At 69.0% G+C, this 25992-nt stretch carries 27 protein-coding genes; 11 read left to right on the top strand and 16 right to left on the bottom strand.

All coding sequences use genetic code 11. The features are described from left to right. Nucleotides 1-11: 11 nt before the first annotated feature. The gene (locus Q0672_RS22405) at nt 12-1136 is read right to left on the bottom strand and encodes a branched-chain amino acid ABC transporter substrate-binding protein (protein ID WP_298626196.1); all 1125 of its coding nucleotides are present in this window, start codon (nt 1134-1136) and stop codon (nt 12-14) included. A 106-nt stretch (nt 1137-1242) separates the two neighbouring features. On the opposite strand from Q0672_RS22405, the gene bamE reads away from it, so the two are divergent. The 7 genes from bamE to Q0672_RS22370 all read left to right on the top strand — a co-directional run bounded on the left by bamE (nt 1243) and on the right by Q0672_RS22370 (nt 9187). Next, the gene (gene bamE, locus Q0672_RS22400) at nt 1243-1728 is read left to right on the top strand and encodes an outer membrane protein assembly factor BamE (protein ID WP_298626192.1); all 486 of its coding nucleotides are present in this window, start codon (nt 1243-1245) and stop codon (nt 1726-1728) included. A gap of 230 nt (nt 1729-1958) precedes the next feature. Then, entirely contained in the window at nt 1959-3479 is a 1521-nt protein-coding gene (locus tag Q0672_RS22395; RefSeq protein ID WP_153160596.1) for an aldehyde dehydrogenase family protein, read from the top strand. Nucleotides 3480-3565: 86 nt separating this feature from the next. Then, the gene (locus Q0672_RS22390; RefSeq protein WP_298626189.1) at nt 3566-3934 is read left to right on the top strand and encodes a DUF779 domain-containing protein; all 369 of its coding nucleotides are present in this window, start codon (nt 3566-3568) and stop codon (nt 3932-3934) included. A 176-nt stretch (nt 3935-4110) separates the two neighbouring features. Further along, nucleotides 4111-5052, top strand: coding sequence for an NADH:ubiquinone oxidoreductase (locus Q0672_RS22385; protein ID WP_298626186.1), 942 nt, complete (start codon nt 4111-4113; stop codon nt 5050-5052). Between the two features lie 7 nt (nt 5053-5059). After that, nucleotides 5060-6595 (top strand): nickel-dependent hydrogenase large subunit, encoded by a 1536-nt coding sequence (locus Q0672_RS22380; RefSeq protein WP_298626183.1) that lies wholly within the window; start codon nt 5060-5062, stop codon nt 6593-6595. Further along, a complete protein-coding gene (locus Q0672_RS22375) occupies nt 6585-7115 on the top strand; it encodes a hydrogenase maturation protease (protein WP_298626180.1) in 531 nt (176 codons plus the stop codon). The genes Q0672_RS22380 and Q0672_RS22375 overlap by 11 nt, the downstream gene beginning before the upstream one ends. Beyond that, nucleotides 7112-9187 (top strand): ATP-binding protein, encoded by a 2076-nt coding sequence (locus tag Q0672_RS22370; RefSeq protein WP_298626177.1) that lies wholly within the window; start codon nt 7112-7114, stop codon nt 9185-9187. The genes Q0672_RS22375 and Q0672_RS22370 overlap by 4 nt, the downstream gene beginning before the upstream one ends. A gap of 8 nt (nt 9188-9195) precedes the next feature. Here Q0672_RS22370 and Q0672_RS22365 read toward each other — a convergent pair whose 3' ends face one another. The 3 genes from Q0672_RS22365 to Q0672_RS22355 are packed head-to-tail and all read right to left on the bottom strand — an operon-like array spanning nt 9196 to nt 10979. Continuing rightward, nucleotides 9196-9519, bottom strand: coding sequence for a DUF2149 domain-containing protein (locus Q0672_RS22365; protein ID WP_228111802.1), 324 nt, complete (start codon nt 9517-9519; stop codon nt 9196-9198). After that, entirely contained in the window at nt 9516-10034 is a 519-nt protein-coding gene (locus Q0672_RS22360) for a MotA/TolQ/ExbB proton channel family protein (RefSeq protein ID WP_153160602.1), read from the bottom strand. The genes Q0672_RS22365 and Q0672_RS22360 overlap by 4 nt, the downstream gene beginning before the upstream one ends. A 3-nt stretch (nt 10035-10037) precedes the next feature. Further along, nucleotides 10038-10979, bottom strand: a complete 942-nt coding sequence (locus tag Q0672_RS22355; protein ID WP_298626169.1) for a hypothetical protein — start codon at nt 10977-10979, stop codon at nt 10038-10040. A gap of 249 nt (nt 10980-11228) precedes the next feature. Here Q0672_RS22355 and Q0672_RS22350 point away from each other — a divergent pair, with 249 nt between their 5' ends. After that, the gene (locus Q0672_RS22350; RefSeq protein ID WP_298626166.1) at nt 11229-11681 is read left to right on the top strand and encodes a regulator; all 453 of its coding nucleotides are present in this window, start codon (nt 11229-11231) and stop codon (nt 11679-11681) included. Between the two features lie 6 nt (nt 11682-11687). Here the strand turns inward: Q0672_RS22350 and Q0672_RS22345 are convergent, their stop codons facing one another. From Q0672_RS22345 to Q0672_RS22335, 3 genes are all read right to left on the bottom strand, one after another. Then, entirely contained in the window at nt 11688-12323 is a 636-nt protein-coding gene (locus Q0672_RS22345) for a response regulator transcription factor (protein ID WP_298626163.1), read from the bottom strand. Further along, entirely contained in the window at nt 12316-13713 is a 1398-nt protein-coding gene (locus Q0672_RS22340) for an ATP-binding protein (protein WP_298626161.1), read from the bottom strand. The genes Q0672_RS22345 and Q0672_RS22340 overlap by 8 nt, the downstream gene beginning before the upstream one ends. A 135-nt stretch (nt 13714-13848) precedes the next feature. Beyond that, the gene (locus Q0672_RS22335; protein ID WP_298626159.1) at nt 13849-14874 is read right to left on the bottom strand and encodes a PEP-CTERM sorting domain-containing protein; all 1026 of its coding nucleotides are present in this window, start codon (nt 14872-14874) and stop codon (nt 13849-13851) included. A 197-nt stretch (nt 14875-15071) separates the two neighbouring features. Between Q0672_RS22335 and Q0672_RS22330 the strand changes: the two genes are divergently transcribed. Next, nucleotides 15072-16556, top strand: a complete 1485-nt coding sequence (locus Q0672_RS22330; RefSeq protein WP_298626157.1) for a YdiU family protein — start codon at nt 15072-15074, stop codon at nt 16554-16556. A 189-nt stretch (nt 16557-16745) separates the two neighbouring features. Further along, on the top strand, nt 16746-19097 hold the full coding sequence (locus Q0672_RS22325) for a PAS domain S-box protein (RefSeq protein WP_298626155.1): 2352 nt from the start codon (nt 16746-16748) through the stop codon (nt 19095-19097). A gap of 9 nt (nt 19098-19106) precedes the next feature. Here the strand turns inward: Q0672_RS22325 and Q0672_RS22320 are convergent, their stop codons facing one another. The 4 genes from Q0672_RS22320 to Q0672_RS22305 all read right to left on the bottom strand — a co-directional run bounded on the left by Q0672_RS22320 (nt 19107) and on the right by Q0672_RS22305 (nt 21558). After that, complete coding sequence (locus tag Q0672_RS22320) at nt 19107-19595, bottom strand: hypothetical protein (RefSeq protein ID WP_298626153.1); 489 nt, start codon at nt 19593-19595, stop codon at nt 19107-19109. After that, complete coding sequence (locus Q0672_RS22315) at nt 19592-20587, bottom strand: 4Fe-4S binding protein (protein ID WP_298626151.1); 996 nt, start codon at nt 20585-20587, stop codon at nt 19592-19594. The genes Q0672_RS22320 and Q0672_RS22315 overlap by 4 nt, the downstream gene beginning before the upstream one ends. Continuing rightward, nucleotides 20584-20976, bottom strand: a complete 393-nt coding sequence (locus Q0672_RS22310; protein WP_298626148.1) for a hypothetical protein — start codon at nt 20974-20976, stop codon at nt 20584-20586. The genes Q0672_RS22315 and Q0672_RS22310 overlap by 4 nt, the downstream gene beginning before the upstream one ends. A gap of 72 nt (nt 20977-21048) precedes the next feature. Beyond that, a complete protein-coding gene (locus tag Q0672_RS22305; RefSeq protein WP_298626145.1) occupies nt 21049-21558 on the bottom strand; it encodes a hypothetical protein in 510 nt (169 codons plus the stop codon). Between the two features lie 169 nt (nt 21559-21727). On the opposite strand from Q0672_RS22305, the gene Q0672_RS22300 reads away from it, so the two are divergent. After that, nucleotides 21728-22024 carry a DUF2502 domain-containing protein gene (locus tag Q0672_RS22300; protein ID WP_298626142.1) on the top strand — a complete coding sequence of 99 codons (297 nt, stop codon included), beginning with the start codon at nt 21728-21730 and terminating at the stop codon, nt 22022-22024. Here the strand turns inward: Q0672_RS22300 and Q0672_RS22295 are convergent. From Q0672_RS22295 to Q0672_RS22275, 5 genes are all read right to left on the bottom strand, one after another. Continuing rightward, nucleotides 22021-23088 (bottom strand): ADP-ribosylglycohydrolase family protein, encoded by a 1068-nt coding sequence (locus Q0672_RS22295; RefSeq protein ID WP_298626139.1) that lies wholly within the window; start codon nt 23086-23088, stop codon nt 22021-22023. The genes Q0672_RS22300 and Q0672_RS22295 overlap by 4 nt on opposite strands. A 23-nt stretch (nt 23089-23111) precedes the next feature. After that, the gene (locus Q0672_RS22290; RefSeq protein WP_298626136.1) at nt 23112-24188 is read right to left on the bottom strand and encodes a PHB depolymerase family esterase; all 1077 of its coding nucleotides are present in this window, start codon (nt 24186-24188) and stop codon (nt 23112-23114) included. A 157-nt stretch (nt 24189-24345) separates the two neighbouring features. Next, nucleotides 24346-24924, bottom strand: a complete 579-nt coding sequence (phaP, locus tag Q0672_RS22285) for a TIGR01841 family phasin (RefSeq protein ID WP_153160617.1) — start codon at nt 24922-24924, stop codon at nt 24346-24348. A 145-nt stretch (nt 24925-25069) separates the two neighbouring features. Beyond that, on the bottom strand, nt 25070-25390 hold the full coding sequence (locus tag Q0672_RS22280) for a hypothetical protein (protein ID WP_298626131.1): 321 nt from the start codon (nt 25388-25390) through the stop codon (nt 25070-25072). A gap of 4 nt (nt 25391-25394) precedes the next feature. Next, on the bottom strand, nt 25395-25970 hold the full coding sequence (locus tag Q0672_RS22275) for a flavin reductase family protein (protein WP_298626128.1): 576 nt from the start codon (nt 25968-25970) through the stop codon (nt 25395-25397). Nucleotides 25971-25992 lie beyond the last annotated feature (22 nt).

The following is a 25992-nucleotide window of genomic DNA, read 5'->3' as shown; positions in this document are numbered from 1 at the left end:
GGCGCCGGACGTCAGGGCCGGACTTCCCACTTGCCGGCATTGAACTGGTAGAGCGCCACGCCGCCTTCACGCACGTCGCCGTTGGCGTCGAAGGCGATGTTGCCGGTGACGCCCTTGAAGGCCACCTTCTGCATCAGGGGCAGGTACTTGGCGGGCTCGGCCGAGTTGGCGAGCTTCATGGCCTCGATGAGGGCGCTGGCGGCGTCGTAGCTGTAGGGCGCATAGAGCTGCACCGGCACGTTGAAGCGCTTGGTGAAGCGCTCGTTGAAGGCCTTGCCGGCGGGCATCTTGTCCATCGGGATGCCGGCCTGGGTGCAATACACGTCGCTGCTCATGGCGGCGCCGGCGATCTTGATCATCTCGGCGGTGCACGCACCATCGCCTCCCAGATACTTGGCGGTGATGCCCAGCTGCTTCATCTGCTTGAGGAGCGGCGCGCCCTGGGCGTCCATGCCGCCGTAGAAGATGGCATCGGGCCTGGCGGCCTTGAGCTTGGTGAGGATGGCCGCGAAGTCGGTGGCCTTGTCGTTGGTGAATTCACGCCCCACCGGCTTCACGCCGCGCTGCTTGAGGCTGTCCACCAGCGCGTCGGCGAGGCCCTGGCCGTAGGCGGTGCGGTCGTCGATCACCGCGATGCGCTCGGCCTTCAGCACATCAACGGCAAAGCGGGCCATCGCGTTGCCCTGCTGGAGATCGTTGGCGATGACCCGGTAGGTGGTCTTGAAGCCCTGGCGGGTCAGCTTGGGGGTGGTGGACGACGGCGTGACCGCGGGCACACCGCCCTGCTCGTAGATGCGCGAGGCGGGGATGGCTGCGCCAGAGGTCACGTGGCCGACCACACCCTTCACGCCGGCATCCACCAGACGCTGGGCAACGGTGGTGGCGGTGCGCGGATCGGCCTGGTCGTCCTCGGCCATCAGCTCGAAGCGGACTTTCTGGCCGCCGAGGGTCACGCCCTTGGCGTTGGCATCCTCCAGCGCCAGCTGGGCGCCGAACTGCTCGTCCTTGCCCACATGGGAAATGGGGCCGGTGAGGGGGCCGGCAAAACCGATCTTCACCACCACGTCGGCGAGCACCGCGGTGCTCGCGGCCATCGTCACGCCGGCCACGGCCAGCATCGTCACGGAGCGTTTCACCTGTTCATCCTCCACAAAGGGTGTTCATGCCAGAATGGGCTGATTGTAACCAAGCCCGGCCATTTTGGCGGGTTGCCGCCACCTCGATACCGCTGGAGACCCTCCGATGCATAAACTGCTGTCTTTCCTTCTTGGCGCCCTGGCCCTCGTCGGGCTCGCGGGCTGCGACGCGGTCAACATGAAAGACCTCAAACCCGGCGTTTCCACCGGCTACGACGTGCGCGACAAGTTCGGCACGCCCGGCATCGAATGGCGCAACGACGATGGCAGCGTGACCTGGGAATACACCCGCCAGCCCCAGGGCACCGAATGCTTCATGATCACCGTGGGGCCGGACAACATCCTGCGCAGCATCGAGAACGTGCTCACCCCTGCCAACTTCGCCCGCATCCAGCCCGGCTGGACCAAGGACCAGGTGCGCCGCCTGCTGGGCAAGCCGCGCTCGGTGCAGAAGTTCGCCCTCAAGAAGGAAGAAGTGTGGGACTGGCGCCTGCCGCCGGAAATCAGTGTCGACGTCTTCTTCAACGTCCACTTCGACGAGGCCGGCGTGGTCACCGGCACCAGCCGTTCGACCGAACAAAAGAGCAGTTGAACCCGGGCAGGTGCTCCAGCGTGCACATGGCATGGAGCACCTGTTCAGATACTGGACACCCTGATGCACAGTTCGCGGCGCTGCAGCATTTTTCCGCCTTTCACCCAAGCGGCTGATAAACAAGACTTTTGACCGCATAGGCCGACTTGATTGCCTGCTGGCACGCGCCCTGCTGAATAGACGTCAACGCTGCACGAAGCGTTTTCGATCAAATTCAGGAGGAGACTTCCATGCTGTATGCACTGCCCGGTTCTGCTGACGCCAAGGTTCAATACAAGTCCCGCTACGACAACTTCATCGGCGGCAAGTGGGTTGCCCCGGTCAAGGGCGAGTACTTCGACGTCATCACCCCGATCACCGGCAAGCCCTACACCCAGGCCGCCCGCTCCGGTGCCGAAGACGTGGAACTGGCCCTGGACGCCGCCCACGCTGCCGCCGACAAGTTCGGCCGCACTCCGGCTGCCGAGCGTGCCAACCTCCTCCTGAAGATCGCCGACCGCCTCGAAGCCAACATCGAGAAGCTCGCCTACGCGGAGACCGTCGATAACGGCAAGGCCATCCGCGAAACCCTGAACGCCGACATCCCCCTGGCTGTCGACCACTTCCGCTACTTCGCCGGCTGCCTGCGCGCCCAGGAAGGTGGCATCTCCGAGATCGACGAGAACACCGTCGCCTACCACTTCCACGAGCCCCTGGGCGTCGTCGGCCAGATCATCCCCTGGAACTTCCCGATCCTGATGGCCGCCTGGAAGCTGGCCCCCGCCATCGGCGCTGGCAACTGCGTGGTCCTGAAGCCCGCCGAATCCACCCCGATCTCGATCCTGATCCTGACCGAGCTAATCGCCGACCTGCTGCCGCCGGGCGTGCTGAACATCGTCAATGGCTACGGCCGTGAAGCCGGCATGCCGCTGGCCACCAGCCGCCGCATCGCCAAGATCGCCTTCACCGGCTCCACCGCCACCGGCCGCGTGATCGCCCAGGCCGCTGCCACCAGCCTGATCCCCGCCACCCTCGAGCTGGGCGGCAAGTCCCCCAACATCTTCTTCGAGGACATCATGGCCGCCGACGACGCCTTCCTCGACAAGGCTGTCGAAGGCATGGTGCTGTTCGCCTTCAACCAGGGCGAAGTGTGCACCTGCCCGTCCCGCGCCCTGATCCAGGAATCGATCTACGACCGCTTCATGGAAAAGGTCATGGCCCGCGTCAAGGCCATCAAGCAGCTCAGCCCCCTCGACACCGACAGCATGATGGGCGCCCAGGCTTCCCAGGATCAGCTCAACAAGATCATGGCCTACATGGAAATCGGTCGTCAGGAAGGCGCCCAGTGCCTGACCGGCGGCGACCGCACCCACATGGACGGCGATCTGGCCGGCGGCTACTACATCCAGCCGACCCTGTTCAAGGGCCACAACAAGATGCGCGTCTTCCAGGAAGAGATCTTCGGGCCGGTGCTGGCCGTGACCACCTTCAAGGACGAAGCCGAAGCCCTCGAGATCGCCAACGACACCCCGTACGGCCTCGGCGCCGGCGTGTGGAGCCGTGACGGCAGCCGCGCCTACCGCATGGGCCGCAACATCAAGGCCGGCCGCGTGTGGACCAACTGCTACCACGCCTACCCGGCCCACGCCACCTTCGGCGGCTACAAGGAATCCGGCATCGGTCGCGAAACCCACAAGATGATGCTCGACCACTACCAGCAGACCAAGAACCTGCTGGTCAGCTACAGCCCGAACGCCCTCGGCTTCTTCTGATGTGTTTGTGTCGTCCCTGTTGTAAGTAAGGCAAGGTGTTGCGGGGCGGGAGGAATCCCGTCCCGCTTTTTTCTTGGAGGAGCCCCATGACACCGAGAATCATTGCCACCGACGCCGCCCTCGCCTTCATCAACGAGCTGCGCGGTGAATTCGGCCCCCTGATGTTCGTGCTCTCCGGCGGCTGCTGTGACGGCAGCGTGCCCAACTGCTACAAGCTCGGCGAGGTCATCCCCGGCCAGACCATGCTCCTGCTCGGCGAAGTGGGCGGCGCCCCCTTCTACCTGGGTCATCAGGAGTTCGCCTACTACGGTTCATCCCAGCTCACCCTCGACGTGCGGCCCGGCGGCGGCGGGGATTTCTCCCTCGACTGCGGCAAGGGACGTGCCTTCGTCACCCGCTCGCGGCTGTTCAGCGACGAGGAGCTTGCCGCCGCGGCGCCGGTTTCGGGCGGATAAACCACGCCCGACATTGCCCGGCGCCCGCTTCGCGTATATCTTTTTGTATAGACAACCTAAAGCTGCAGCGATTGGCTGACGTAACAAACGTCGAGCCCGGCCGTTGCAATCCGAAGGTCGGCTCGTCCGCGACCATCCCGGCGCGGGCAACACTCCAGCCCCGGCGGAACTCGAAGATGGCAACCCTTCTCTGGCTTCAGACTGGCGCATGCAGCGGCGACACCATGTCGCTCCTGAACGCCGACAGCCCATCGGTCGAGAGCCTCGTCCGTAGCGGCAGCCTCGACATCCTGTGGCACCCGTCCCTCAGCGCCAAGCCGGCCGGCGCCCTGGGCGAGCTGATCGCCGCCATCGAGGCCGGCACCCAGAGCCTCGACATCCTGTGCGTCGAAGGCAGCATGATCACCGGCCCCTACGGCACCGGCATGTTCGACAGCTACCGGGGTCGCGCCAAGATCGACATCACCCGCGCGCTGGCCGCGCGGGCGCGCCACGTGGTGGCGGTGGGAACCTGCTCGGCCTTCGGCGGCATCCCCGCCGCGCCGCCCAACCCCACCGACTGCACCGGCCTGCAGTTCGACCGCGAACAGCCCGGCGGAATGCTCCCGCCCGAATGGCGCTCGACATCCGGCAACCCGGTCATCAACCTGGCCGGCTGCCCGGTGCATCCCAACACCATCACCCGCAGCCTCGCGCTGCTGGCCCAGGACCAGCCCCTCGAGCTGGATTTCCTCAACCGCCCCCGCGCCTTTTTCAGCAGCACGGTGCACCAGGGCTGCACCCGCAACGAATACCACGAGTACGACATCGAGGAAAAAGACTTCGGCGGCCGCGGCTGCCTGTTCTTCAACCTCGGCTGCCAGGGCCCCAACACCCTCGCCAACTGCAACAGTGATCTATGGAACCGGCGCAGCAGCAAGACCCGCGCCGGCGTGCCCTGCTTCGGCTGCACCTCACCAGGCTTCCCGCGGGATGGCGACCTGTTCCGCACCGAAAAGATCGGCGCCGTGCCGGTGGCCCTGCCCCTGGGCGTCTCCCGTGCCCACTACATGGCCTACAAGAACCTCGCCCACGCCGCTGCGCCGCTGCGCATCAAGAACCGGGACATGGAGACCTGACCCCACCATGGCCCGCACCACCCTCAACGTCGATCTCAACCGCGTCGAAGGCGACCTGGAGTTCCAGGTGGACCTGGACGGCAACCGCATCGTCGACGCCCGCTGCGTCGGCACCCTGTTCCGCGGCTTCGAGCAGCTCCTGATCGGCCGCGCCCCCAAGGACGGCCTCGTCATCACCCCGCGGGTGTGCGGCATCTGCGGCACGGCCCACCTGTACACCGCGGCCCTCGCGCTGGAGCGCCTCGCCCAGCTGCCGGTGCCGCCCCAGGCCACGCTGATTCGCAACCTGTGCCTGATGGCCGAGAACGTCCAGAGCGACCTGCGCCAGAGCTTCCTGTTCTTCACGCCGGATTTCATCCATCCGCGCTACGCCGGCCAGCGCCTCTACCCGGACATCGAAGCCGCCTTCGCGCCCCTCAAGGGCAAGGTGGTGCGCTCCACCCTGGCGGTGTCCCGCAAGGTGGTCGAGCTGGTGGCAATCTTCGGCGGGCAGTGGCCCCACTCGTCGTACATGCTGCCCGGTGGCGTCACCCGCGGCGCCTCCGCCCGCGACCTGATCGACTGCCAGGACATCGTCGATCAGGCCATCGAGTGGTACGAGCAGGACGCCATCGGCGACAGCCTCGACAACTGGCTGGCCCTCGACAGCAGCGACGCCTTTTTCAGCTGGCTCGAAGCCGACGCCCACGCCGCCAGCGCCATCGGCCTCCTCACCCGCTTCGCCCGCGCCATCGGTCTTCAGAAGATCGGCGGCGGCGCCCGCCACTTCCTGTCAGCCGGCGCCTGGCACGACCCGCAGCGCTGGGCCCCGCCCTACACCGACGGCGCAACCCTGATGCCCGCCGGCATCTACCACGCCGACGGGGCCCGCCTCGAAGCCTTCGACCAGGCCCTCGTCAACGAGCACGTCCGCCACGCCTGGTATCGCCCCTACCCCGGCGGCCGCCACCCCTTTGCGGGGGAGACGGTGCCCGACTACCAGCCCGACACCGACCGCTACACCTGGGCCAAGGCCCCGCGTTACGGCGATCTGGTCGTCGAGACCGGCCCGCTGGCCGAGCTCCTCACCGGCGGCGACGCCCTGGTGGCCAGCCTGCTCGCCCTCGAAGGCCCCAACACCTGGCTGCGCCAGTTCGCCCGCCTGCGCCGCACCGCCCACACCCTGCACTGGATGAAGCACCATCTGGCCGACCTTGCCGGCCTGATCGGCACGCCCCACTACATCCCGCCCCCGGCCGACGCCTTCCAGAATGGCGAAGGCTACGGTTTCGTGCAGGCCGCCCGCGGCACCCTCGGCCACTGGCTGCAGATCGAAGACGGCCGCATCAGCCGCTACCAGATCGTCACCCCCACCGCCTGGAACGCCTCGCCGAAAGACAGCGCCGGCCGCCACGGGCACTGGGAGGAGAGCGTGATCGGCGTCGAGCTGGCCGACCCCGCCGACCCGATCGAGATCGGCCACATCGTCCGCTCCCACGACCCGTGCCTGGTGTGCACGGTGCATTTCGTCGGCAGCGGGGAGCGCCATCGCTATGGCGTCTGACCTCCCCCGAGAGGGACGGGGCCTTGCGCCCCGCTCCATTCACGTCATCTGCTTCGGCAACGAGCTGCACGGCGACGACGGCTTCGGCAACGAGCTGCACGGCGACGACGGCTTCGGCCCCGCAGTGCACGCCCGCCTCGCCGCCGCTCCGCTCCCGGCCGGGGTGCGCCTGATGCGCGCCGACCTGGCCGGGCTCTCCGCCATCGGCTGCTTTGAAGGCTGCGCCGAAGCCATCATCGTCGACGCCGTCGCCGGCTTCGGCCCGCCGGGCTCGCTGCACGAACTCGACGCCGACGACTTCGCCGACGCCGCCGCCCGCGACGAAGCCCCGGCCGGCTTCCACGGCGCCGGGGTTGGCGGGCTGCTCCGGCTGCTGCCCGCCGCCCTCGACCACCTGCCGGCGATCCGCCTGGTGGGCGTCGAGGCCGGCCAAATAGCTGCCTTCTCGCCGGGGCTGTCGGCCCCCGTGGCCGACGCGGTGGACGCCGCCGCCACCCGCATCCGGGCGCTGTGGTCATGACCCACACCGACGCCATCCCGATCCGCAACCTGCGCGAGGTCGTCGGCCGGCCAGACCGCCTGTGCGGCGTCGTCGCCCTGCCCGGGCACAACACGCCACTGCACATCCTGGTCGTCCAGCGCAACGATGGCTGGGTCGCCCTGCCCGCTGCCTGCCCCCACGAAGGCCACCGCCTCGACCACAGCCCCGAAGACAGCGACGGCCGCCTGATCTGCCCGGCCCACGGCCTGCAGGTCGAGACCGCCGACGAGAACGCCATCCTCCAGGTGCGTCAGGTGGGCGATGATTTCTGCATCGTGACGACCGACAGCAGCGCCATCACGCACCCCACCCGGGGCGAGGTCGCCCGCCTGCGCATGGAGGTCGAAGCCCTCCGCCAGGCCAACGCCACCCTCGAACAGCAGATCACGGCCGTCACCGGCATGATGGACGCCATGGTGGACGAGGTCAGCGCCAAGTCCCGCCTGCTCGAACAGCAGAGCGCCGAGCAGGTGCGCCTGAGCAGCTTCATCACCAACGTGATGGACACCATGGACAGCCTGCTGCTGGTAATCGACCGCTTCGGGCTCATCAGCCGCGCCAACGCCGCCGTCCGCCGCAGCCTGGGCATCAACCCGACCAAGCTCATCGGCGTCTCGCCCGACACCCTGCTCGCCGACGAGACCCTGGCCGGGCTGCGCGCAGCGTCCCCCAGCTTCGGCCCCGGCACGGTACTGTTCCGCACCATCCTGCAGCAGGGCAGCGTCGAGATGGAGACCTGCCTCGAGAGCCGGCTGCCCGGCATGGGCACGCGCCACTACATCCTGCGTGCCGCGCCCCTCCACGACCGCAGTGGCAAGCTCGAAGGCGTGGTCATCGTCGGTTCCGACATCACCACCCTGCGCCTGCGCGAGCAGGCCCTGAAGGACAGCGAGCAGCGCTTCCGCGACTACTCCGAAGTCTCATCCGACTGGTACTGGGAAACCGACGCCGACATGCGTTTCACCAGCTACATCGGCCGCGGCCCCGAGGGGCACACCATGATCGATCTGGTGCGCGGGCGACGGCGCGAGGAGTTCGCCGCCCCGGAAGATCTGGCCGACACCGAAAAGTGGGCCCGCTTCCACGCCGCGATCGCCGCCCGGCAGGAGTTCCGTGATTTCGAGTACCGCGTCCACCACCCGGTGAAGCTCATCAGCTGGCTGAGCCTGTCCGGCCTGCCGGTCATCTCGCCGGAAGGCGAGTTCCTGGGCTATCGGGGCACCTCCAAGGACATCTCGGCGCGCAAGGCCATCGAGGCCGAGCTGCGCAGCCACCGGGATCACCTCTCCGAACTGGTCGCTGCCCAGACCGCCGATCTCGTCTCCGCCAAGGAAGCCGCCGAGCGGGCCAGCCAGCTCAAGAGCGAGTTCCTGGCCAACATGTCCCACGAGTTCCGCACCCCGCTCCACGGCATCATGTCCTACGCGCGGCTGGGCGAAACCCGCACCGGCCAGGTGCCCAACGAGAAGCTCATCAACTACTTCCAGCGCATCCACCAGAGCGGCTCGCGCCTCGCCGATCTGGTGAACGACCTCCTCGACCTGGCCAAGCTCGAAGCCCGCCGGATCAACTTTGCGCTGCACCCGGGCGACATTGCGGTGGTCGTCGACCGCGTCCATGCGGATCTGGGGGCGCTGTTCAAGCAGCACGGGCTCAATTTCGCCATCGACCGCCAGACCCGCAACACCGTCGCCCGCATCGACCCCCAGCAGCTCCACCACGCGGTGCAGAACCTGCTCTCCAACGCCATCAAGTTCTCGCCGCCGGGCGGCACCATCACCGTCACCTACCGGGATTGCATGCTCGGCAAGCGCGAGGCGGTCGCCTTCAGCGTGCGCGACCAGGGCGTCGGCATTCCGACCGGCGAAGAGCAGCAGATCTTCGAGAAGTTCGTCCAGAGCAGCGCCACCAAGACCGGCGCCGGCGGCACCGGGCTCGGGCTGGCGATCACCAGCGAGATCGTCCGCGGCCACGACGGCAGCATCAACGCCCGCAACCACCCGGACGGCGGCGCGGTGTTCGAGATCCGCATCCCGCGCAGCGCCGAATAAGCCCGGCGCTACTCCGGCACGTACACCAGCCCGCCGTCGGGCATCCGGTAGGCGCTGCCGGCGCGCACCCCGCCCGCCGCCGACTGGCTCGCCCCGTCGCCGCGGAAGTGCTCGATCTTCCGGCCCTCCTTCACCACCACCTCCATGCCCGGCGTGCCCGGGTTGCGGACCACCGTCACCCGCTCGTCGGTGAAGGGGTTGAGCGGGTTCTTCGCCACCGCCAGCAACAGCGCCGCGATGAGCACCAGAAACACGTCGATCAGGTTCACCACCGACAGCAGCGGGTCGTCCCCGTCGGCATCTTCCGTCAGCCGGCGCCGCAGGCCGCTCATCGCGCCACCTCGGCGGCCATGGCGGACGGGCGCAACGCCAGATCGCCCTTCTCGATGGCCAGCAGGTCGTCGGCGTACCAGCGCCGGCGTACGTGGCCGACCCAGTAGGTCAGCGCCGCCGCGATCAACGCCAGGATCACCGCCGAGAAGGCCACCGTCAGGCTGCGCGACACGTCACCCAGATCGCCCTCACCCAGCGCCTTGAGGGCCGGGCCCATGGGGATCATCGTCGCCACCAGCCCCAGCATCGGCGCCATCCGGGTGGCGATGCGCACCAGCTCCAGCCGGGCCACGGCGATGGACTCCAGCTCGGCCGGCTGCAGGCGCGGGTCAGCCCGGCGGGCCAGGGCCAGCTCGAAGCCCGCCGCCACGCCCGCCCGGCGCTGGACCATCTGCCACAGAAAGGCGCCCAGCGCGTAGAAGGCGTACAGGAAGAGCAAGCCGATGGCGGCGAGCACCGGGATCAGGAACAGCTGGCTGGCCTCGTACATCAGGCCGTCGATGGAAGGGGGCATGGTTCAGGCTCCGGAAAGGACAGGGGAAGGGGCGACGCGCCGGCCCCGCAGGGCCTGCCCGAGGGCGCCGGCGGCAAAGGCGGTGAGCAGCACCGCCAGCAGGCCGGCGGCGGGTTGCGATGGGGCGGGCACGGCGGGCGAAGCCACCGGCTCGAGGCGCAGGCCGGCGGGTAGAGGCGGCGGGGCCGGATCGACGACAGGCCGGGCTTGGTCAGGCGCATCCGCCGGCGGCAGCGCTGGCGCGGCAACGGGGGGCAAGGCCGGCGTCTGGCTGAGCCGACGGGCCAGCGGCGCCGCCGGGCCCATGCGCTCCACCGGCCGCGCGGCCTGCTCCTGCAGTTCGCCCGGCAAGGGGCTGGCTTGCACCGGCGGCGGCACGCCCACGCCGCGGGTCGAGCCGTCCCGGTCGCCCACGTGGTAGCCGGTACGCAGGAATTCGATGGCGTCGGGGTTGCCCTCCGCCGCAGCGGCCTCGAACCACCGGCGGGCAGCGGCCTCGTCCTTCGGCACGCCCTTGCCCTCGTGCAGCGCACTGGCGTAGTGGAGCTTGCCCAGCACCGCGTAGGGCGAATCGCCGGATTCGGCGGCGCGACGCATCAGCTCGGCCGCGCCGGCCAGATCGCGGGGGATTTCGGCGCCATCCTGGAGCATCAGCGCCTTCCAGATCATTGCGCCGATGTAGCCGGCGGCGATGCAGCGGTCGAAGATCTTCATCGCCGTCGCGTGGTCGCCGCACTTCTCAAACAGGTAGCCCTTGCTGCACACCATCAGGCTGGCGGGCTGGTCGGCGAGGTATTCCAGGGTCTGGTCGCCCACCACATGGGCGAGGTCGGTGGGCTCGCCGGTCTGAGGCACCGGGCCGCCGCAGAACAGGTTGCCCGCCGCGGCCGCCGCGCCAGAGGCACACATCAGGGCCACAACAGCGGCCCTCTTCAGATCGAGCATGGTGGTTTCCGTCGGTTGCGGACAGGGCCACCGGGCACCCGTCTCCCGACCCACTCTAGGGCCGCGCCGGCGGGCGGTCTGCGGCATCCTGCCCTGGATCAAACGGGCAATTTGCCCGACCCCGGCCGCCCGCCAGAAACGGGCGCAATGCCCGGCACCCGGCGGGCAGATTGACCTCGGCGAGCCCGCACCAGGCAGGGTTTACTGGCAGCCGCCAACCGGCCAGACCCCATCACCCCAGGAGACCCCATGCCCCACGCCTTCAACACCGACGCCATCCGCTGGCAGCCCTTCGGCGACTTTCCCCACTTTGCGTATTCGATCCTGCAGGTGGACCTGCCGCGCCGCATCGCCGACGTGCTGTTCCGCTTCGACGCCGGCCAGCAGATCGTCCTGCACCGCCACAAAGCCCTCAACCACACCTTCGTGATCCGCGGCGAGCACCGGCTCTACGAGATGGACGGCCGCCTGCGCGAGGTGCGCCCCAGCGGCAGCTACACCGTCTCGCCCGCCAGCGAAGCGCCCCACCGGGAAGGCGGCGGCGCGGAGGACGCGATCGTGCTGTTCAGCATGCGGCCGCTGCCGGGCGAGATCCTCTACGAGATCCTCGACGACGCCGGCCAGACCATCGCCGAGCTGACGCTGGAAACCCTGCAGGCGCTGTTCGAGGCCCAGCAGGCCGCCGAGGCCGCGCCCGCCTGAACCGCCTCAGATCAGCCCGAGGCGCAGCGCCAGCCGGGTCAGCTCGATGTCGCTGCGCACACCCAGCTTGCTCTTGATCTGGTAGTGGCAGTTCTGCACCGTCTTGGCCGAGATCGACAGGCGCGTGCCGATCTCCTCCGGCCCCAGCCCATCGAGCAAGAGGCGCAGGATCTCGAACTCCCGCGGGGCCAGCTCGGCGAGCGGCTCCCGCGGGCGGTCGATGAGGGCCAGGGCCAGCTCCGGCGCGATGTCCGGGCTGATCACCTGACGTCGCGCCGCCACCTGATACACCGCGTTCACCAGCACCTCGGGCGGGCTGCTCTTGGTCACGTAGCCCAGGGCGCCGGCCCGCAGGGCCTGGGTGGCGAAGAGCGGCTCGCGGTGCATCGAGAACACCAGGATGCGTGCCCCGGCGTCCCGCTGGAGCAGACGCCGGATCAGCTCGACCCCGCCCATGTCGGGCAGGCTCAGGTCGAGCACCACCACGTCGGGCCCGTGGATGCGGAAGCGGTCCATCGCCTCCCGGGCGGTGGCCGCCTCGGCCACGATGGCCAGATCGGGCCGGGTTTCCAGCAGGCGGCGGTAGCCCTCGCGCACCACCGCGTGGTCGTCCACCAGCAGCAGGCGGGTCTGTTCAAGCATCATCGTGCTCCGTGGCCAGCAGCGCTTCGGGCGGAAAATCCGCCCGCACCCGCATCCCGCGGGGCGCCAGGGGTTCGAGGGCGAAGCGCCCGCCCAGTGCCTCGACGCGCTCGCGCATGCCCAGCACGCCCAGGCCGCTACCGGGGCTCGGCGGGGCATCGCCGTCGCCGTCGTCCTCCACCCGCAGCCGGCAGCCGGCGCCGTCGCGCTCAAGGCTCACCGCCACCCGGCCGGGCGTGCCGTGGCGCAGGGCGTTGGTGAGGCTCTCCTGCACGATGCGGTACAGGCTCACGGTCAGATCAGCGGGCAGCGCGTCGATCTCGCCTTCCACCACCAGCGCAAAATCGCAGCCGGGCTCACGCCGCCGCCAGCCGGCCACCAGCTGATCCAGCGCGGCAGCGAGGCCGAACTCTTCCAGCCCCACCGGCCGCAGCTGGTGCAGGATGCCCTGCAGGCTTTCCATCATGTGCCCGGTCACCGCCGACACCGCCCGGGCCGCCGGCAGCAGCGTGGGGTCGGTCGATTCGGCCCGCGCGGCGATGAAGGCCGCCTCGGCCCCCACCGACGCCAGGCACTGGCCGAACTCGTCGTGCAGCTCGCGGGCCAGCCGGCGGCGCTCCTCCTCGCGCACCGCCAGCAGGCGCTGGGCCAGCTGGCGCTGGGCGGCGAGAGTCTTCTGGAGCTGCTCGGCCAGGTGGTCGAAGCCGGCGGCGATGCGGCGCAGCTCGATCAGCCGCGGGCGCGGCATCCGCGCCGACAGGTCGCCGGCCTCCATCCGCCCGAGCACCGCCAGGATCTGGTCGGCCGGGCGCAGGGCGCGGCGCACCGGGCGGTAGATCAGCAGGTTGAGGAGCAGGATCGCCAGGCTCATGCCCAGCACGGTGCGGATCTGCACCCACGCGGCGTGGCCCTCGCTGTCCAGATCCGGCGTGACGACGAACTCGCCCACCTTGACGCCCGGGTACTGGCCGATCACCCCGCGATAGGCGAGATCCGGGCCGATCAAGCGCTCCAGCAGCCAGCGCACCGGGGCCGGCGCCGCGCCGTCTTCGTGGAAGCAGCGATTCACCACCGGACGTTTGTAAAGGTCTTCCACCGCCACGCAGATGCCCAGCAGCGGGCCGATGCCATCCAGCGACGACAGGGAGAGGCCGTCCAGGCTGCGCCGGAAGGCGTCACGCAGTTGGTCCGCCTCGCCGGCGATCAGCCGCTCGACGGTGACGCCGGAGCGGGAGATATGGCCCCGGATGCGCTCCCGCGTCTGGTGGAGCACCACCACGGTGGCCAGCACGCCGATGGCCAGCGCAAAGAGGCTCACCCGCAGGAGCAGGTGGTGTTTGAGATCCACCGCGGCCGGGGCGGCGGGCGGTGCGGGCGGGCGATCGGTCATGCAGGCAGAAGGGGGATGAGGACACCGCCCCGCCGTGGGCGGCAGGGCGTCATGCGCCCCGCAGATTACCCCATCCCCGCCGGGCAATTTGCCCGGATCGCCACGGCGGCGCGGCCTGCCGTGGCGTGGCGTCGATCAGCGACGGCGGCGCAGCAGGCCGCCCACGCCCAGCGCGCCCAGCAGCAGCGCCAGGCTGCCGGGCTCCGGCGCCTCATGCACCGAGAAGGCGGTGGCGTCGGGGCTGGAGAAGTTCAGCGCAAACGGGTCGCCGTTATAGAGCGAGACGCCGGCGAGGTGGAAGGTAGCCTTGTCGTCGGCCAGGCAGAACCAGCCGTTGTCGCGGTTGGTGCCGGGATCGCCGCAGCGCACGCCCACGGTGTAGGCCACGAAGGGGTCGATACCCAGCACGAAGTCGTTGTCGAAGCTGTTCACCAGCTTGATGTCGGTGAAATCGAAGGTCCAGTTGCCCCGCTCCGGCAGATACATGTAGAGGTCGCGGGCTGCGCCGTTTACGTCGAAATAGACGTTTTGCGACAAGACCGTACCGTTCTGGCTGGTGGCCTTGAGCACCGTCGACACCGCCTGCGGGGTGAATTTCAGGTTCTCCTGGATCTTCAGATCCACCCCGGCCTTCACGCTGCCGATGCCGATGTTGGCGCCCACGCCGGGCGAGGCGAAGGTCATCACGTCGCTGGCAGTGGTGACCTGATCGAGGGCCGGCCCGGTGGCCAGCGTGCCACTCAGGGAGTAATTGGCACAGATGATGCATACATCGCTACCAATCGCATGGGCGATCACATTGAGGCTGGCGCCGATCGACGACGTGAGCGACTGCCCGGCCGTGCCGTTGAAAGCAAAGGTGCCGCGCCACACCTCGCTGTCGCCACCGGCCCAGTTCATGTACGAACCGCTGATGGTGCCGGCGTAGGCGCCGGAAATCGTGCCCGTGCTGGCCGACACCGCGTACGAAATGCCCAGCCCGTCCGAACCGAACATGCGCGACGAACTGAAGCTCGCCGACGAGCCGCCGGGCCCCCAGAAGCTCTGGCTGGCGGCGTTGAAGACGAGATTCTGGCTGTAGCTGACGACGGTGGCGTGGGCAGCCGGCGCAACAGCGGCGCCGGCCAGCAGCGCGGCTGCCGTCCAGGATTTGAAAGACATGGTGAGACCCCCTGAAGCGTGTTGTTTTATCGACATGGCAGACCGCGACGCAAGCGCTGCCTGCGAAGCCCAGCCTATCCGACAAAGGGTTCCAGATCGGTTACACCCGGCTACCATCCGCCCCGGGCGGAACAAAGCCCCGGGCGCGCCAGTCCGACCCGCATACTTCAAATAACAATCATTCCCCCAACACGATCATGCCGACCCTCGAAACCCTGCCCTTCGACAACGCCTTCGCCCGGCTGCCGGACGCCTTCTACACCCGGCTGCCGCCCACCCCGTTGCCCGATCCCTACCTCGTCGCCGCCAGCCCCGCCGCCGCCGCGCTGATACAGCTCGACCCCGCCGAGTTCGCCCGGCCCGAGTTTGCCCAGATCTTTGCCGGCAACCAGCTGCTGCCGGGCAGCGAGCCCCTGGCCGCGGTGTATTCCGGCCACCAGTTCGGGATGTGGGCCGGCCAGCTGGGCGACGGCCGCGCCCACCTCCTGGGCGAAGTCGCCGGCGCAGGCAGCGGCTGGGAGATCCAGCTGAAGGGCGCCGGTCAGACGCCCTACTCGCGCTTTGCCGACGGCCGCGCGGTGCTGCGCTCGAGCATCCGCGAGTTCCTGTGCTCCGAGGCGATGGCCGCGCTGGGCATCCCCACCACCCGCGCCCTGTGCGTGGTGGGCTCCAACGAGCCGGTGCGCCGCGAGACCATCGAGACCGCCGCGGTGGTCACCCGCCTCGCGCCGAGCTTCATCCGCTTCGGCTCCTTCGAGCACTGGGCCGCCCGCAAGCGCACCGACGAACTCCGCCAGCTGGCCGACTACGTGATCGACCGCTTCCGCCCCGAATGCCGCGACGCCGCCAACCCCTACGCCGCGCTGCTGGCCGATGTGGCCCGGCGCACCGCCAGCCTGATGGCCCAGTGGCAGACCGTGGGCTTCATGCACGGGGTGATGAACACCGACAACATGTCCATCCTCGGCCTCACGCTCGACTACGGCCCCTTCGGCTTCATGGACGCCTTCGACGCCGGCCACATCTGCAACCACTCCGACGACCACGGCCGCTACAGCTACCGCGCCCAGCCCCAGATCGGCCACTGGAACCTCTACGCCCTGGGCCACGCCCTGTCGTCGCTGGTGGGCGAGCGGGCCGACGTGCAGGCCGCCATCGAGGACAACTACACCACCACCTTCGAGGCCACCTTCATGGCCCGGGTGCGCGCCAAGCTGGGCTTTGCCGATGCGTTGCCCGGCGACGAGGATTTCGTCGGCGAGACCTTCGGCCTGCTCCAGCGCCTGCGCATCGACTTCACCCAGTTCTTCCGCTTCCTGTCGGCCCTGCCGGCCGAGGTGGACGACGCCCACCGCGCCGCCACCGACGCCCCGCTGCGCGACATCGTGATCGACCGCTTCGCGCTGGACGCGTGGATCGACCTGTGGCGCGCGCGACTCAAGGCCGAAGGCCGGCCTGACGCCGAACGCCAGGCCGCCATGCGGGCCGTCAATCCCAAGTACGTGCTGCGCAACTGGATCGCCGAATCCGCCATCCGCGCCGCCCAGGCGGGGGATTTCAGCGAGACGGCCACGGTGCTTGCCTGCCTGTCGAAGCCCTTCGACGAGCAGCCTGATTTCGAGCGCTTCGCCGCCCCGCCGCCGGATTGGGCGGGGAGCCTGTCGGTGAGCTGTTCGAGCTGAAAACGCGCGCTGGCGCGGCTCACCGCCGCCAGCGCTCATGACCGGCGAATGACCGTCTGCACCAGGCGTGCGGACGGCATGAAAGGAGGCGTTTCACGCTTCGTGCAGCACGGCACGAATTGTAAAAAATCGGGTCAGATTTGCGTGGGCGGTGCCGTAAAGCCTGCCTGTCCCGATCGGAGCCTCCCCATGCCCCACGCGCCGCCGGCCCACATCGCGTCGGCCCTTTTCGTCCATAGCCCGGAAGCGCTCGTCTGCTGTCGCCAGGGGGGCGAGGTCGTCGCGGCCAACGAGGCAGCGTGCCGGCTGCTGGGCTACGCGACGGACGCATTGCTCGGGCGCAATGTTGCCGAGCTGTGCGACCTGCCCCAAGCCGGGCTCGACACCGCCACCGAAGGGGCCCGCTGGCAGGGTGAGTTCCGCTGCCGGCGCGCCGGCAACGCCGACTTCATCGCCGAATTCCACGCCAGCGCCTTCCAGACCGACGACGCGGGGCTCTGGATCTGCCTCGCCCTGCGCGACATCACGCGCCAGCGCACCGCCGAACAGCAGCTGCGCGCCAGCGACGAGCGCCACGCGCGGGTGCTTGAAGGGAGCAACCAGGGCTTCCGGGAATGGAACCTCAAGACCGGGGCCTTCGAGGTGAGCGCCCGCTACGAGTCGATGCTCGGCTTCGAGCTGGGCGAGCGCACGCTGGCGGTGGAGGCGTGGCCCAAGGCGGTACACCCGGATGATTTTCCGACGGCCGTAGCATCCATCGAGCGCCACCTCCAGGGCCTGGCGCCCTTTCACGAAGCCGAGCTGCGCTGCCTGACCAAGGACGGCAGCTGGAAGTGGATCCTGACCAAGGGCCGCGTCATCGAGTGGGACACCGATGGCTCACCGCTGCTGATGGCCGGCACCCACTCCGACATTTCCGAGCGCAAGCAGGTCGAAGCCGAGCTCGACCGCCATCGCAACCACCTCGAAGACCTCGTGCGCCAGCGCAGCGCCGAGATCGACGTGCTCTACAACCAGGCACCCTGCGGCTACCACTCCATCGACGCGCAAGGCCAGTTCGTCGCCATCAACGACACCGGGCTGCGGATGCTCGGCTACCGCCGCGACGAGGTGATCGGCAAACTCAACATCCGCGACGTCCTGGCGCCCCACGAGATCCCCCGCTTCGAGCGGCAGTTTGCCGAGTTCAAGGAAACCGGGCGGATCACCGACGTGGAGATCGACGTCCTGCGCAAGGATCGCAGCATGCTGCCCGTGCGGATCAGTGCCGAACTGATCCGCAACGCCGACGGCAGTTACGCCTTCAGCAGCACCACGATGAGCGACAACCGCGAGCGCAAGGCCCTGGACGCCCACATCGCCGCCCTCTACGCCGAGCTGCAGCGTCGCGCCGCCGAGGCCGAGGCCGCCAGCCAGGCCAAAAGCATCTTCCTGGCCAACATGAGCCACGAGATCCGCACCCCGCTCAACGCCATCATCGGCATGACCCACCTGCTGCATCGCACCCCGCTCGACGCCCGCCAGGCGGCCCAGCTCGGCAAGATCGACGCCGCCGGCCGCCACCTGCTGCAGGTCATCAACGACATCCTCGACATCTCCAAGATCGAGGCCGACCGGCTGCAGCTCGAACAGACCCCCCTGAACCCGGCCTCGCTGCTGCACGAGGCGGCCGCGCTGATGGAAAGCCGCGCGACCGAGAAATCCCTGCGCCTCGTCGTGGAGGCGCCGCCTGAGCCGCAACACCTGGTGGGCGATCCGACCCGCCTGCGCCAGGCGCTGCTCAACTTCGTCAGCAACGCCATCAAGTTCACCGACAGCGGCAGCGTCACCCTGCGCCTCGGCATCGCCGCCGACAGTGCCGAGGACGTGCTGCTGCGCTTCGAGGTGGAGGACACCGGCCCGGGCATTGCCCCGACGGTACTGGCCAGCCTGTTCAACACCTTCGAGCAGGGCGACAACACCACCACCCGCAAGCACGGCGGCACCGGCCTCGGCCTCGTCATCGCACGCCGCCTGGCCCAGTTGATGGGCGGAGACGCCGGCGCCACATCAACGCCGGGCGTCGGCAGCGTGTTCTGGTTAACCGCCCGTCTGAAGAAAGCCGTCGGCCCGGCAGCTCAGCCGGAACCCGAGGCCGACAACTTCGAGGCGCTGCTGGTAGGCGCCCTGCAGGGCGCGCACGTACTGCTCGCCGAGGACGACCCGGTGAACCAGGAGATCGCCCGCGAGCTGCTGGGCGAGCTTGGGCTGTCGGTGGATGTGGCCAGCGACGGCGCCGAAGCGGTCAGGATGGCCGCGGCGAGCGACTACGCGCTGATCCTGATGGACATGCAGATGCCGAAGATGGACGGACTCGCCGCCACCCGCGCCATCCGCGCCACCCCCAGAGGGCAACAGGTGCCGATCGTCGCCATGACCGCCAACGCCTTCGCCGAGGATCGCCAGCGCTGCACCGAGGCCGGCATGAACGACTTCCTCTCCAAGCCCGTCGAACCGGCGCTGCTCTACGCCACGGTGATCCGCTGGCTGCGCCAGCACTGAAACCGGCGCTCAGAACACCCAGCCGCCGTGGCTCCCGGCCACGGCGCCGACCACCACGATCAGGCTGACGGTCAGCAGCACCACATGCGCGCGCTGAATGCGCGCCATCGTGCCCAGCGGATCGCGGCGGGCGTGGGTCTGGAAGAGCTTGTGGAGCACGAAGGGCTCCAGCACGAAGAGCATCAGCGCAAAGATCGTCCACACCGCCACCATCCCGTGCATCCACCACCAGCCGGCGAAGTCGGCAAAGCGGCTCCAGGCGTCCAGCCGCCACGTCAGCCACAGGCCCGATGCGCCGGCCAGCAGCACACTCCAGCGGGCGATGGCGGCGAATCGGTGCTCCAGGCGTTCGAAGAGCTCCAGCTGGCTGGCCGCCTCGACCTGGGCCCGGCAAGCGGGGATCAGCACCATCGTCACGAAGGCCACGCCACCAATCCACAGCAGCACCGCCAGCACGTGCAGCGCCCGGGCGATGGCAAAGTCGTTGAAGCCAGTCACGGGGATTTCCTCTCCGGTTTCGGTGCGGCAAACGCCGCTTCGTTGTGACGCGCCGCCTCGCCGCTCACCCACTGGAGCAGCGGGCCGCGGGGGTTGTCCTGCTGGGTAGTCTCGCAGGCGCTCACGCACTGGGCGCATTGGGTGCAGGTGAACATCGTGCGCTTGATGTTGCGCGGCTTGAGGCGCATCGGGCAGACGTGGTCGCAGGCGCTGTAGCAGCTGGCGCAGTCGGCCGCCCGGTCGCGCTCGAAGCCGACCACCATCGCCTCCCGGTTGCCCATCCACGCCAGGCTCTGGAACATCCCCACCGCGCAGGCGTAGCGGCAGAACAGGTGGCGGGCGAAGAGAAACTCCGCCGACAGCACCACGGTGCCGGCGGTGATGAAGATGAACTCGTTGCGCGTCGGCGTGCCGGCCAGCAGGTGGCCATACACCTGGAAGGGCGGCAGCAGGTAGGTGAGCAGCACCACCGCCCACACGAAGGCAAAGCCCACCGCCAGGGGCACGGTGATGAACCACCAGCGGCTGTCGTAGCGCACCGGGCGGCCGTCGGGCTCGCGGGGCGGGAGCTGACGCGACTCCCACACGCTGGGCTTGCCGGTGGCCCGGCGCATGTAGGCGTTGATCGTCTCGACCACCGAGAAATGCGGGCACAGCCAGCCGCAGTACAGCCGCCCCCACTTCCACGACACCCAGATCAGCACCCCGCCGGCGACGAGGATGGGCAGCAGCACCCGGCCGATCACCCGCCCCACGGCGCCCAAAGCGTCGATGCGGCCGGCGGAGAAATCCTCCAGCCCGGCGTGCCATTCAAAGCCCAGCAGCCACGCGTGGCCAGCCACCAGGTCGTAGCGCAGCAGGTTGAACACCGGCGCCAGGACGAACAACACGAAGAACCCGGCCTGGGCCCAGCGCCGCAGCCGCTGACGGCCACCGTCGGGCGGCGCGGCGGCGGTGCCGACCAGCTTGATGGGGATTACCCGTGCGTTCATGCCGCAGGCCCGATGAGCGGAAAACGGAAGGGCTTGCCGGCCAGCGCCTTGGCGAGGCCAATGGCGCCGCAGAAGATCAGCGTGGAATGGCAGGTGGTGAAATACAGGATCACGATGATCCAGGTGTGGGGTGAGTCGTAGCCACCCGCCAGGATGATGGCGGCGTTGGCCACAACCAGCAGCGCGCCGGCCCACAGGCTGGCCGCCACCGTCTGGCGCAGGTGATTGCGGGCCAGCTCCGGCGCCCGCTGGCGCTCCCGGAACCACAGCACGAGCAGCGCCACGAAGGCGATGCCGGGGATGATCATCAGGTTGGTGAGGTAAAGCGCCTCCGCGGCGACGGCGATCTCGCGGCCGGGGGTGTTGAAATCAAGGCTGGGATCATCCATGGCAGGCCCAGCTTAGTGCGCGGCGGCCGGCGCGTAATTGATGCACCGCAAGACCGGCCAGCACGCCGGCGCTCAGATCACCTCGAGCAGCTTGCCGCGCAGGTGCTCGGCCTCGCGGCGGCCGTCGCGGGAGCTGACGATGGCGTAGTACCACTCGTCGAAGAGGGCGCGCAGGTCGGCCTGGTTGCGGGCGGCCTCGATGCGATCTTGTAGGGAGCTCGTGCCCAGCGCACCGACGAAGGCGTTGAGGGTGTTGAGCATGAAGTTGCGGGCCTTCTGCAGGCGCACCGGATCGTCGCCCGGCGGGTGCAGCCGGAAGGTCGTCATCGACGGCATGACCACCGGCGCCTCGTGGGCCCGTCCGCTCGGCCCGGCCACGCCGGCCATCTCGATGTAGCCTTCTTCTTCGAGCAGGCCCAGGGTGTGCTGGAGGTCGTCGTACTGGAGCATGTCGCGCAGTTCGGCAACCGTGCGTTTGCCATCCACGAATATCAGCACCCGACGCACGCGCGGACTGAGCCCCCCGGCCCGGCTGGTGATCTCGGCGTGACCGCGCTCGGTCTTGGTAAAAATGACGGCCATGCTGTCTGTCTCCCCGTGTCCCGTGGTGCCGGGTGGTGATTGCTTTTTTCGGGACATTGTAACGATGTCATGCCGATGCGGGCAGCCGCCCTTTCAGATTGTCGTCACCGGGCAGAACCGCCCGCCGGGCCGTATAGTCGGGGGGTCTTCCTCATCCTGCGAGCTGCTCATGCGTCCGATCCTCTGTCTGCCCTTCCTGCTTGTCGCCACGCTGGCCGCTGCGCCAGCCTCGGCCATCGACGTCGACCTGTCGATCCGCGCCCCCGGCGTGTCGCTCTACATCGGCGACCGCAACCGGGACGGCCGTTACTGGGACGGCGACCGCTGGCGCGACGAGGCCTGGTGGCACGACAACTGCCATCGCTACGAGGGCCGCAAGAACTTCCGCGGCCGCTGCGAACCCCACCCGGGCCGTGGCAACGAAGGCCACTGCCCGCCGGGTCAGGCCAAGAAGGGCCGCTGCTAGACCGCCAGGGCCAGCCGCTCGGCGAGCCCCACCAGCTCGTCCGAGCGGGCAAGGCCGGTCACGAAGCGCCGGGGAATCCCCGACAGCCCCGCCTGGGCCCCCGCCAGCGCACCGGCGAGCATCGCCCGGGCGAGGTTCTGCCCGCCGCCATTGACCGCGTGGAGCACCGTCGATTCAAAGTCGCCCGCAAAGCGCGCCGCCAGGTAATACGCCGCCGGAAACTGGTGATACACCGCGCAGGGCATGCCATACACCAGCGAGGCCTTCCACGCGGGCTCGATGCGCACGCCGGGGTCGAGCGCGGCGCGGGCGATGTTGGACGGGCCCAGCAGCGCGTCCGGCGACGGGAAGCGCCCCAGGGTGGGGGCTTCGGCGCCGGTCGGGGCCTGCAGGTTGCCGCTGGTCACCGCATGAAAGGGCAGCTCGCCAGATTTGACCCGCGCCATCAGCTTGCCCGACAGCTCGCCGTCGAGGATGTGGCCTTCCACCAGCATCCCGAGCACCGCGCCGAAGGCGACGGTCATCGCCAGCACCGTGCCGTCGGTCTGGGTGAGCGCCGTGTTGCGGGTGACCGCCGACGCCAGTTCGGCCGGCTGGCGGGCGTAGCGCACCGCGATGGCGAGGATGCGCTCGGCGGCTTCGGTGGTGTCAGCGTTGCCGCCGCAGGCGCCCCACGGCTGGCCGTCGACGACGCGCTTGCGCCAGGCTTCGCGGATCGACTGGCTGGTGTAGCCGCCGGGGCCGGCCATGGGCGTGCCGTCGATCTGCGGAAAGAATTCGGTTTCGAGGCGCTGGCAGAAATCCGCCTCGTCGTAGCCGCCGCGCTCCACCAGCGAGCGCAGGGTGAGCTCCAGCAGGATGCCGGCCTGGGACGGGTCGCCGGCCTTGAGCCCGGCGTGGTAGCGGCCGGGCCTGGGATCGGTGTAGCCGGTGATCCACTCGCCGAAGTCGGCGCGCAGCTCGTCGAGGTTGTAATACCAGTGGGGCCCGAGGGCGAGGGCATCGCCGATGAAGGCGCCCAGCAGGGCACCGGCGGCGCGGTCTTGGAGGCGGTCGGCAGGCATGGCGGTCTCCGGCTGAAAGCAGGTCAGAGCCGCGGCGCAGCCCCTTGTTCCATCGTAGCCGCGAAAAACGTCCATGCCAGGCGCAAGGCGTCCGGCCCCGTGGGGTCGGAAAACGCCTGCCCGGATGCGCCGCCGCTCCACGCATGGCCGAGGCCGCGCACCCGCAGCAGTCGCACGTAGGGCCGGCGGCCGGTCTTCCAGTCGTGGCGGACCATCGCCCGCCGGGTGCCGCGCTTCACTTCGTCTTCCTGCTCACGCGGGGTCACGCCGTCGGGCAGCAGGTCGACCCACAGGCCGGCAGCAGCGCGGGCGCTCTCGAAGGACACCACCGGGTCCAGGTCGCCGTGGATCAGCACCAGCGGCGGCAGGCGCCGACCGGCCAGACGCTGGGCGATGGCGTCCACATCAGGCGAGCGCCGCCCGCGCATCGACTGCCCGGCCTGCAGCGGGGTGCTGGCGCTGTGGGGCGCCGCGCCGGAATGGCTGCCGACCGCGGTGAAGCGCTCGGGGTGGCGCAGGGCCAGGGTCATGGACATCGCCCCGCCGGCCGACAGGCCGAGGGCGAACAGCGGGCCGGCGATGCGCGGGTTGGCGGCCACCGCGTGATCGACGATGGCCATCAGCAGCTGGGTTTCGAGCCCGACCCGGGCTTCGCTGCCGAACCAGTTCCAGCAGCGCTGGGGGTTGGCCTCCTGGGCCTGCTCGGGCATCAGCACCGCAAAACCGCGGGATTTGGCCGTGACCGCCGCCCGGGTTACCGCCGCGAAGGCCGCCGTGTCCTGGGCGCAGCCGTGGAGGAGGAGCAGCAGCGGCAAGGGCTTGCGGGCACTGCCGCCGGTGGGGATGAACAGCCGGTAGCGCCGCATCGCCAGCGGCCCGAGCCCCCAGCGGCCGTCGAACCAGCGCCCGCCGGTGATCGGTTTGGGGGCGTCGGTGGGGGTGGCGACGGCGCGGAGCATCCGCCCGGCCTGCTCGGCCAGTTCGCCGCCGGACTTCATGCCCTGCTTCGCCGCGGCCTGGCCGATGCGGGTCGATTGGCGCATGCCGGCGCGGGTCATCTTGAAAAAGGCAGAAACCAGCGGTGACTTGCGACGACCCATCAGAGGACTCCCGAAACGCGCGCCGGCCCGATGCCGTGCTCGCCATGTTCAACCGGAACCCGCCAATGAAAAAGGCCCCGAAGGGCCTTTTTCATCGACTGCTTTTCAGCTTCATTCCACGCCGCGGCTATGACCCCGCGGCCGACTGGCTTGATGCTCAGGCAACCTTCAGCGCGGACACGGCAGCCTTGGTGCCCTTTTCAACGCTCTCGACGGCCACTTCGGCAGCCTTCTCGACGCTGGCCTGGGCGGCAGCAGCAACCTGCTTGGCGGCCTTGGAGGCGCCTTCGTAGGCGGAGTTGGCGTTGGCCAGGGCGGTCTTCACGGCCTTGACGGCAGCTTCGGAGCCGGCCGGGGCGTTCTTGAAGAGGCCTTCCAGGGCGGTGTCGAAGTTCTTGCCCAGGGCAGCGGCTTCGGCTTCGACCAGCTTGGTCAGCTCTTCCTGGGTGTCGCCACCGATCACGGAGAGGCTACGGCCGTAGGCCACGCTCTTTTCGACAGCCGGGGTCACGGCGCCCAGGTTCAGGGCGGCCAGGGCCTTCGGGTCCTTGGCGGAGATGATGGCCTTGGAGAAGGCGACGCTGTCGTCAAAGGCGGTGCGGGCGGTGGCCAGGTTCAGGGTGGACACGCGCTCGACGGCGGTGAACACGGCGGCAACGAAAGCGGAAGCGCTGGTCAGGCTGGCTTCGGCGTTGGTCTTGGCGGCGGCGGCAAGGGTTTCGGGGGTAACGGCCATGATGATCTCCTCAAGTTTGGGTTGGGCTTGCGATCACCGAACTGATTTCGGTATGGCTTCATGTTGCACCGCAGCAAAAACTTTTGCAAGCACTTTTTGTTGCGGTGCACAAATATTTTCAGCCGCCCGAAAAACCCCTCATCCGCTACTCCGCCAGCAGATCGTCGCGCAGCTTGCGCAGGCCCTCAGGCATGGTCAGGGTGGTCATGTCCCAGCCCTCGGCAGCCAGTACGTCCACGAGACAGGCTTCCATTTCGGCGTGGGTGCGCTGCACGGATTCCATGATCCGGGCGTGGACGCCGAAATCCTCGCTGCGCATCGCCCGGCAGCTGGTCTGGTAGCGGTACAACTCGCGCAGACCGAGGATGTGCTGGGCCACCTGACCAGGGCAGGCGCACTGGTAAATCATCGCCTGATCAATGATATGGGCGAGTTGTGAATTCTCGAAGACAACGGTCAGATCCATCTCATCACTCCTTGGCGTCGAAGGCTTCGCCGGTCGAGAAGAACGCGCCGCCAGCAATATAGTGAAGACTACGCAGCGCGTCGCCGCCGGATTCGAAATGCCAGCGCCCGTCGGAATACACCGCCGGGTCGGCCCAGGCGGCCACCACCTCGCCGAGGAAGAGATCGTAGGTGCGCTGGATGTGCGGCTCGTCGATCACCCGGCATTCGAGCCAGCCGATGCAGCCGGCAGGCAGCGGCGCCGCCACCTTCGAGGCCGGCAGCACATCCAGCCCGAGGGCGGCAAACTTGTCCCCATCCGGGCAATCCCGGCCGGACTGCGAGCCCGCCGCCACCACCTTGTCGGCAATCGCCCGCGTTGGCACCGCCAGCACGAACTCGCCGGAGGCGTCGATCAGCTCGCGGCTGAAAGTGCTGCGGTCGATCACCACCGCCACCTTGGGCGGGTCGAAATCCACCGGCATGCTCCACGCCGCCGCCATCACGTTGCGCTGGCTGCCGTGGGCCGACGACACCAGCACGGTGGGGCCGTGGTTGAGGAGGCGATAGGACTCGGGCAGGGGAACGGGCGTAGGGGTCATGGGGGCCGCCTTGCGTTTGGAC

It is taken from the genome of uncultured Zoogloea sp. (assembly GCF_937894855.1).
In the GTDB taxonomy this organism is placed as follows: Bacteria; Pseudomonadota; Gammaproteobacteria; order Burkholderiales; family Rhodocyclaceae; genus Zoogloea; species Zoogloea oryzae.
Note: the sequence above shows the minus strand (reverse complement) of the source record. Positions and strands in the feature narration are given on the sequence as shown.

Excerpts from the sequence above, each read along its gene's own strand:
- bamE (WP_298626192.1), top strand. The coding sequence starts at position 1,243 with ATGCATAAACTGCTGTCTTTCCTTCTTGGCGCCCTGGCCCTCGTCGGG.
- Q0672_RS22395 (WP_153160596.1), top strand. The coding sequence starts at position 1,959 with ATGCTGTATGCACTGCCCGGTTCTGCTGACGCCAAGGTTCAATACAAG.
- Q0672_RS22390 (WP_298626189.1), top strand. The coding sequence starts at position 3,566 with ATGACACCGAGAATCATTGCCACCGACGCCGCCCTCGCCTTCATCAAC.
- Q0672_RS22385 (WP_298626186.1), top strand. The coding sequence starts at position 4,111 with ATGGCAACCCTTCTCTGGCTTCAGACTGGCGCATGCAGCGGCGACACC.
- Q0672_RS22380 (WP_298626183.1), top strand. The coding sequence starts at position 5,060 with ATGGCCCGCACCACCCTCAACGTCGATCTCAACCGCGTCGAAGGCGAC.
- Q0672_RS22375 (WP_298626180.1), top strand. The coding sequence starts at position 6,585 with ATGGCGTCTGACCTCCCCCGAGAGGGACGGGGCCTTGCGCCCCGCTCC.
- Q0672_RS22370 (WP_298626177.1), top strand. The coding sequence starts at position 7,112 with ATGACCCACACCGACGCCATCCCGATCCGCAACCTGCGCGAGGTCGTC.
- Q0672_RS22365 (WP_228111802.1), bottom strand. The coding sequence starts at position 9,519 with ATGAGCGGCCTGCGGCGCCGGCTGACGGAAGATGCCGACGGGGACGAC.
- Q0672_RS22360 (WP_153160602.1), bottom strand. The coding sequence starts at position 10,034 with ATGCCCCCTTCCATCGACGGCCTGATGTACGAGGCCAGCCAGCTGTTC.
- Q0672_RS22355 (WP_298626169.1), bottom strand. The coding sequence starts at position 10,979 with ATGCTCGATCTGAAGAGGGCCGCTGTTGTGGCCCTGATGTGTGCCTCT.
- Q0672_RS22350 (WP_298626166.1), top strand. The coding sequence starts at position 11,229 with ATGCCCCACGCCTTCAACACCGACGCCATCCGCTGGCAGCCCTTCGGC.
- Q0672_RS22345 (WP_298626163.1), bottom strand. The coding sequence starts at position 12,323 with ATGCTTGAACAGACCCGCCTGCTGCTGGTGGACGACCACGCGGTGGTG.
- Q0672_RS22340 (WP_298626161.1), bottom strand. The coding sequence starts at position 13,713 with ATGACCGATCGCCCGCCCGCACCGCCCGCCGCCCCGGCCGCGGTGGAT.
- Q0672_RS22335 (WP_298626159.1), bottom strand. The coding sequence starts at position 14,874 with ATGTCTTTCAAATCCTGGACGGCAGCCGCGCTGCTGGCCGGCGCCGCT.
- Q0672_RS22330 (WP_298626157.1), top strand. The coding sequence starts at position 15,072 with ATGCCGACCCTCGAAACCCTGCCCTTCGACAACGCCTTCGCCCGGCTG.
- Q0672_RS22325 (WP_298626155.1), top strand. The coding sequence starts at position 16,746 with ATGCCCCACGCGCCGCCGGCCCACATCGCGTCGGCCCTTTTCGTCCAT.
- Q0672_RS22315 (WP_298626151.1), bottom strand. The coding sequence starts at position 20,587 with ATGAACGCACGGGTAATCCCCATCAAGCTGGTCGGCACCGCCGCCGCG.
- Q0672_RS22310 (WP_298626148.1), bottom strand. The coding sequence starts at position 20,976 with ATGGATGATCCCAGCCTTGATTTCAACACCCCCGGCCGCGAGATCGCC.
- Q0672_RS22305 (WP_298626145.1), bottom strand. The coding sequence starts at position 21,558 with ATGGCCGTCATTTTTACCAAGACCGAGCGCGGTCACGCCGAGATCACC.
- Q0672_RS22300 (WP_298626142.1), top strand. The coding sequence starts at position 21,728 with ATGCGTCCGATCCTCTGTCTGCCCTTCCTGCTTGTCGCCACGCTGGCC.
- Q0672_RS22295 (WP_298626139.1), bottom strand. The coding sequence starts at position 23,088 with ATGCCTGCCGACCGCCTCCAAGACCGCGCCGCCGGTGCCCTGCTGGGC.
- Q0672_RS22290 (WP_298626136.1), bottom strand. The coding sequence starts at position 24,188 with ATGGGTCGTCGCAAGTCACCGCTGGTTTCTGCCTTTTTCAAGATGACC.
- phaP (WP_153160617.1), bottom strand. The coding sequence starts at position 24,924 with ATGGCCGTTACCCCCGAAACCCTTGCCGCCGCCGCCAAGACCAACGCC.
- Q0672_RS22280 (WP_298626131.1), bottom strand. The coding sequence starts at position 25,390 with ATGGATCTGACCGTTGTCTTCGAGAATTCACAACTCGCCCATATCATT.
- Q0672_RS22275 (WP_298626128.1), bottom strand. The coding sequence starts at position 25,970 with ATGACCCCTACGCCCGTTCCCCTGCCCGAGTCCTATCGCCTCCTCAAC.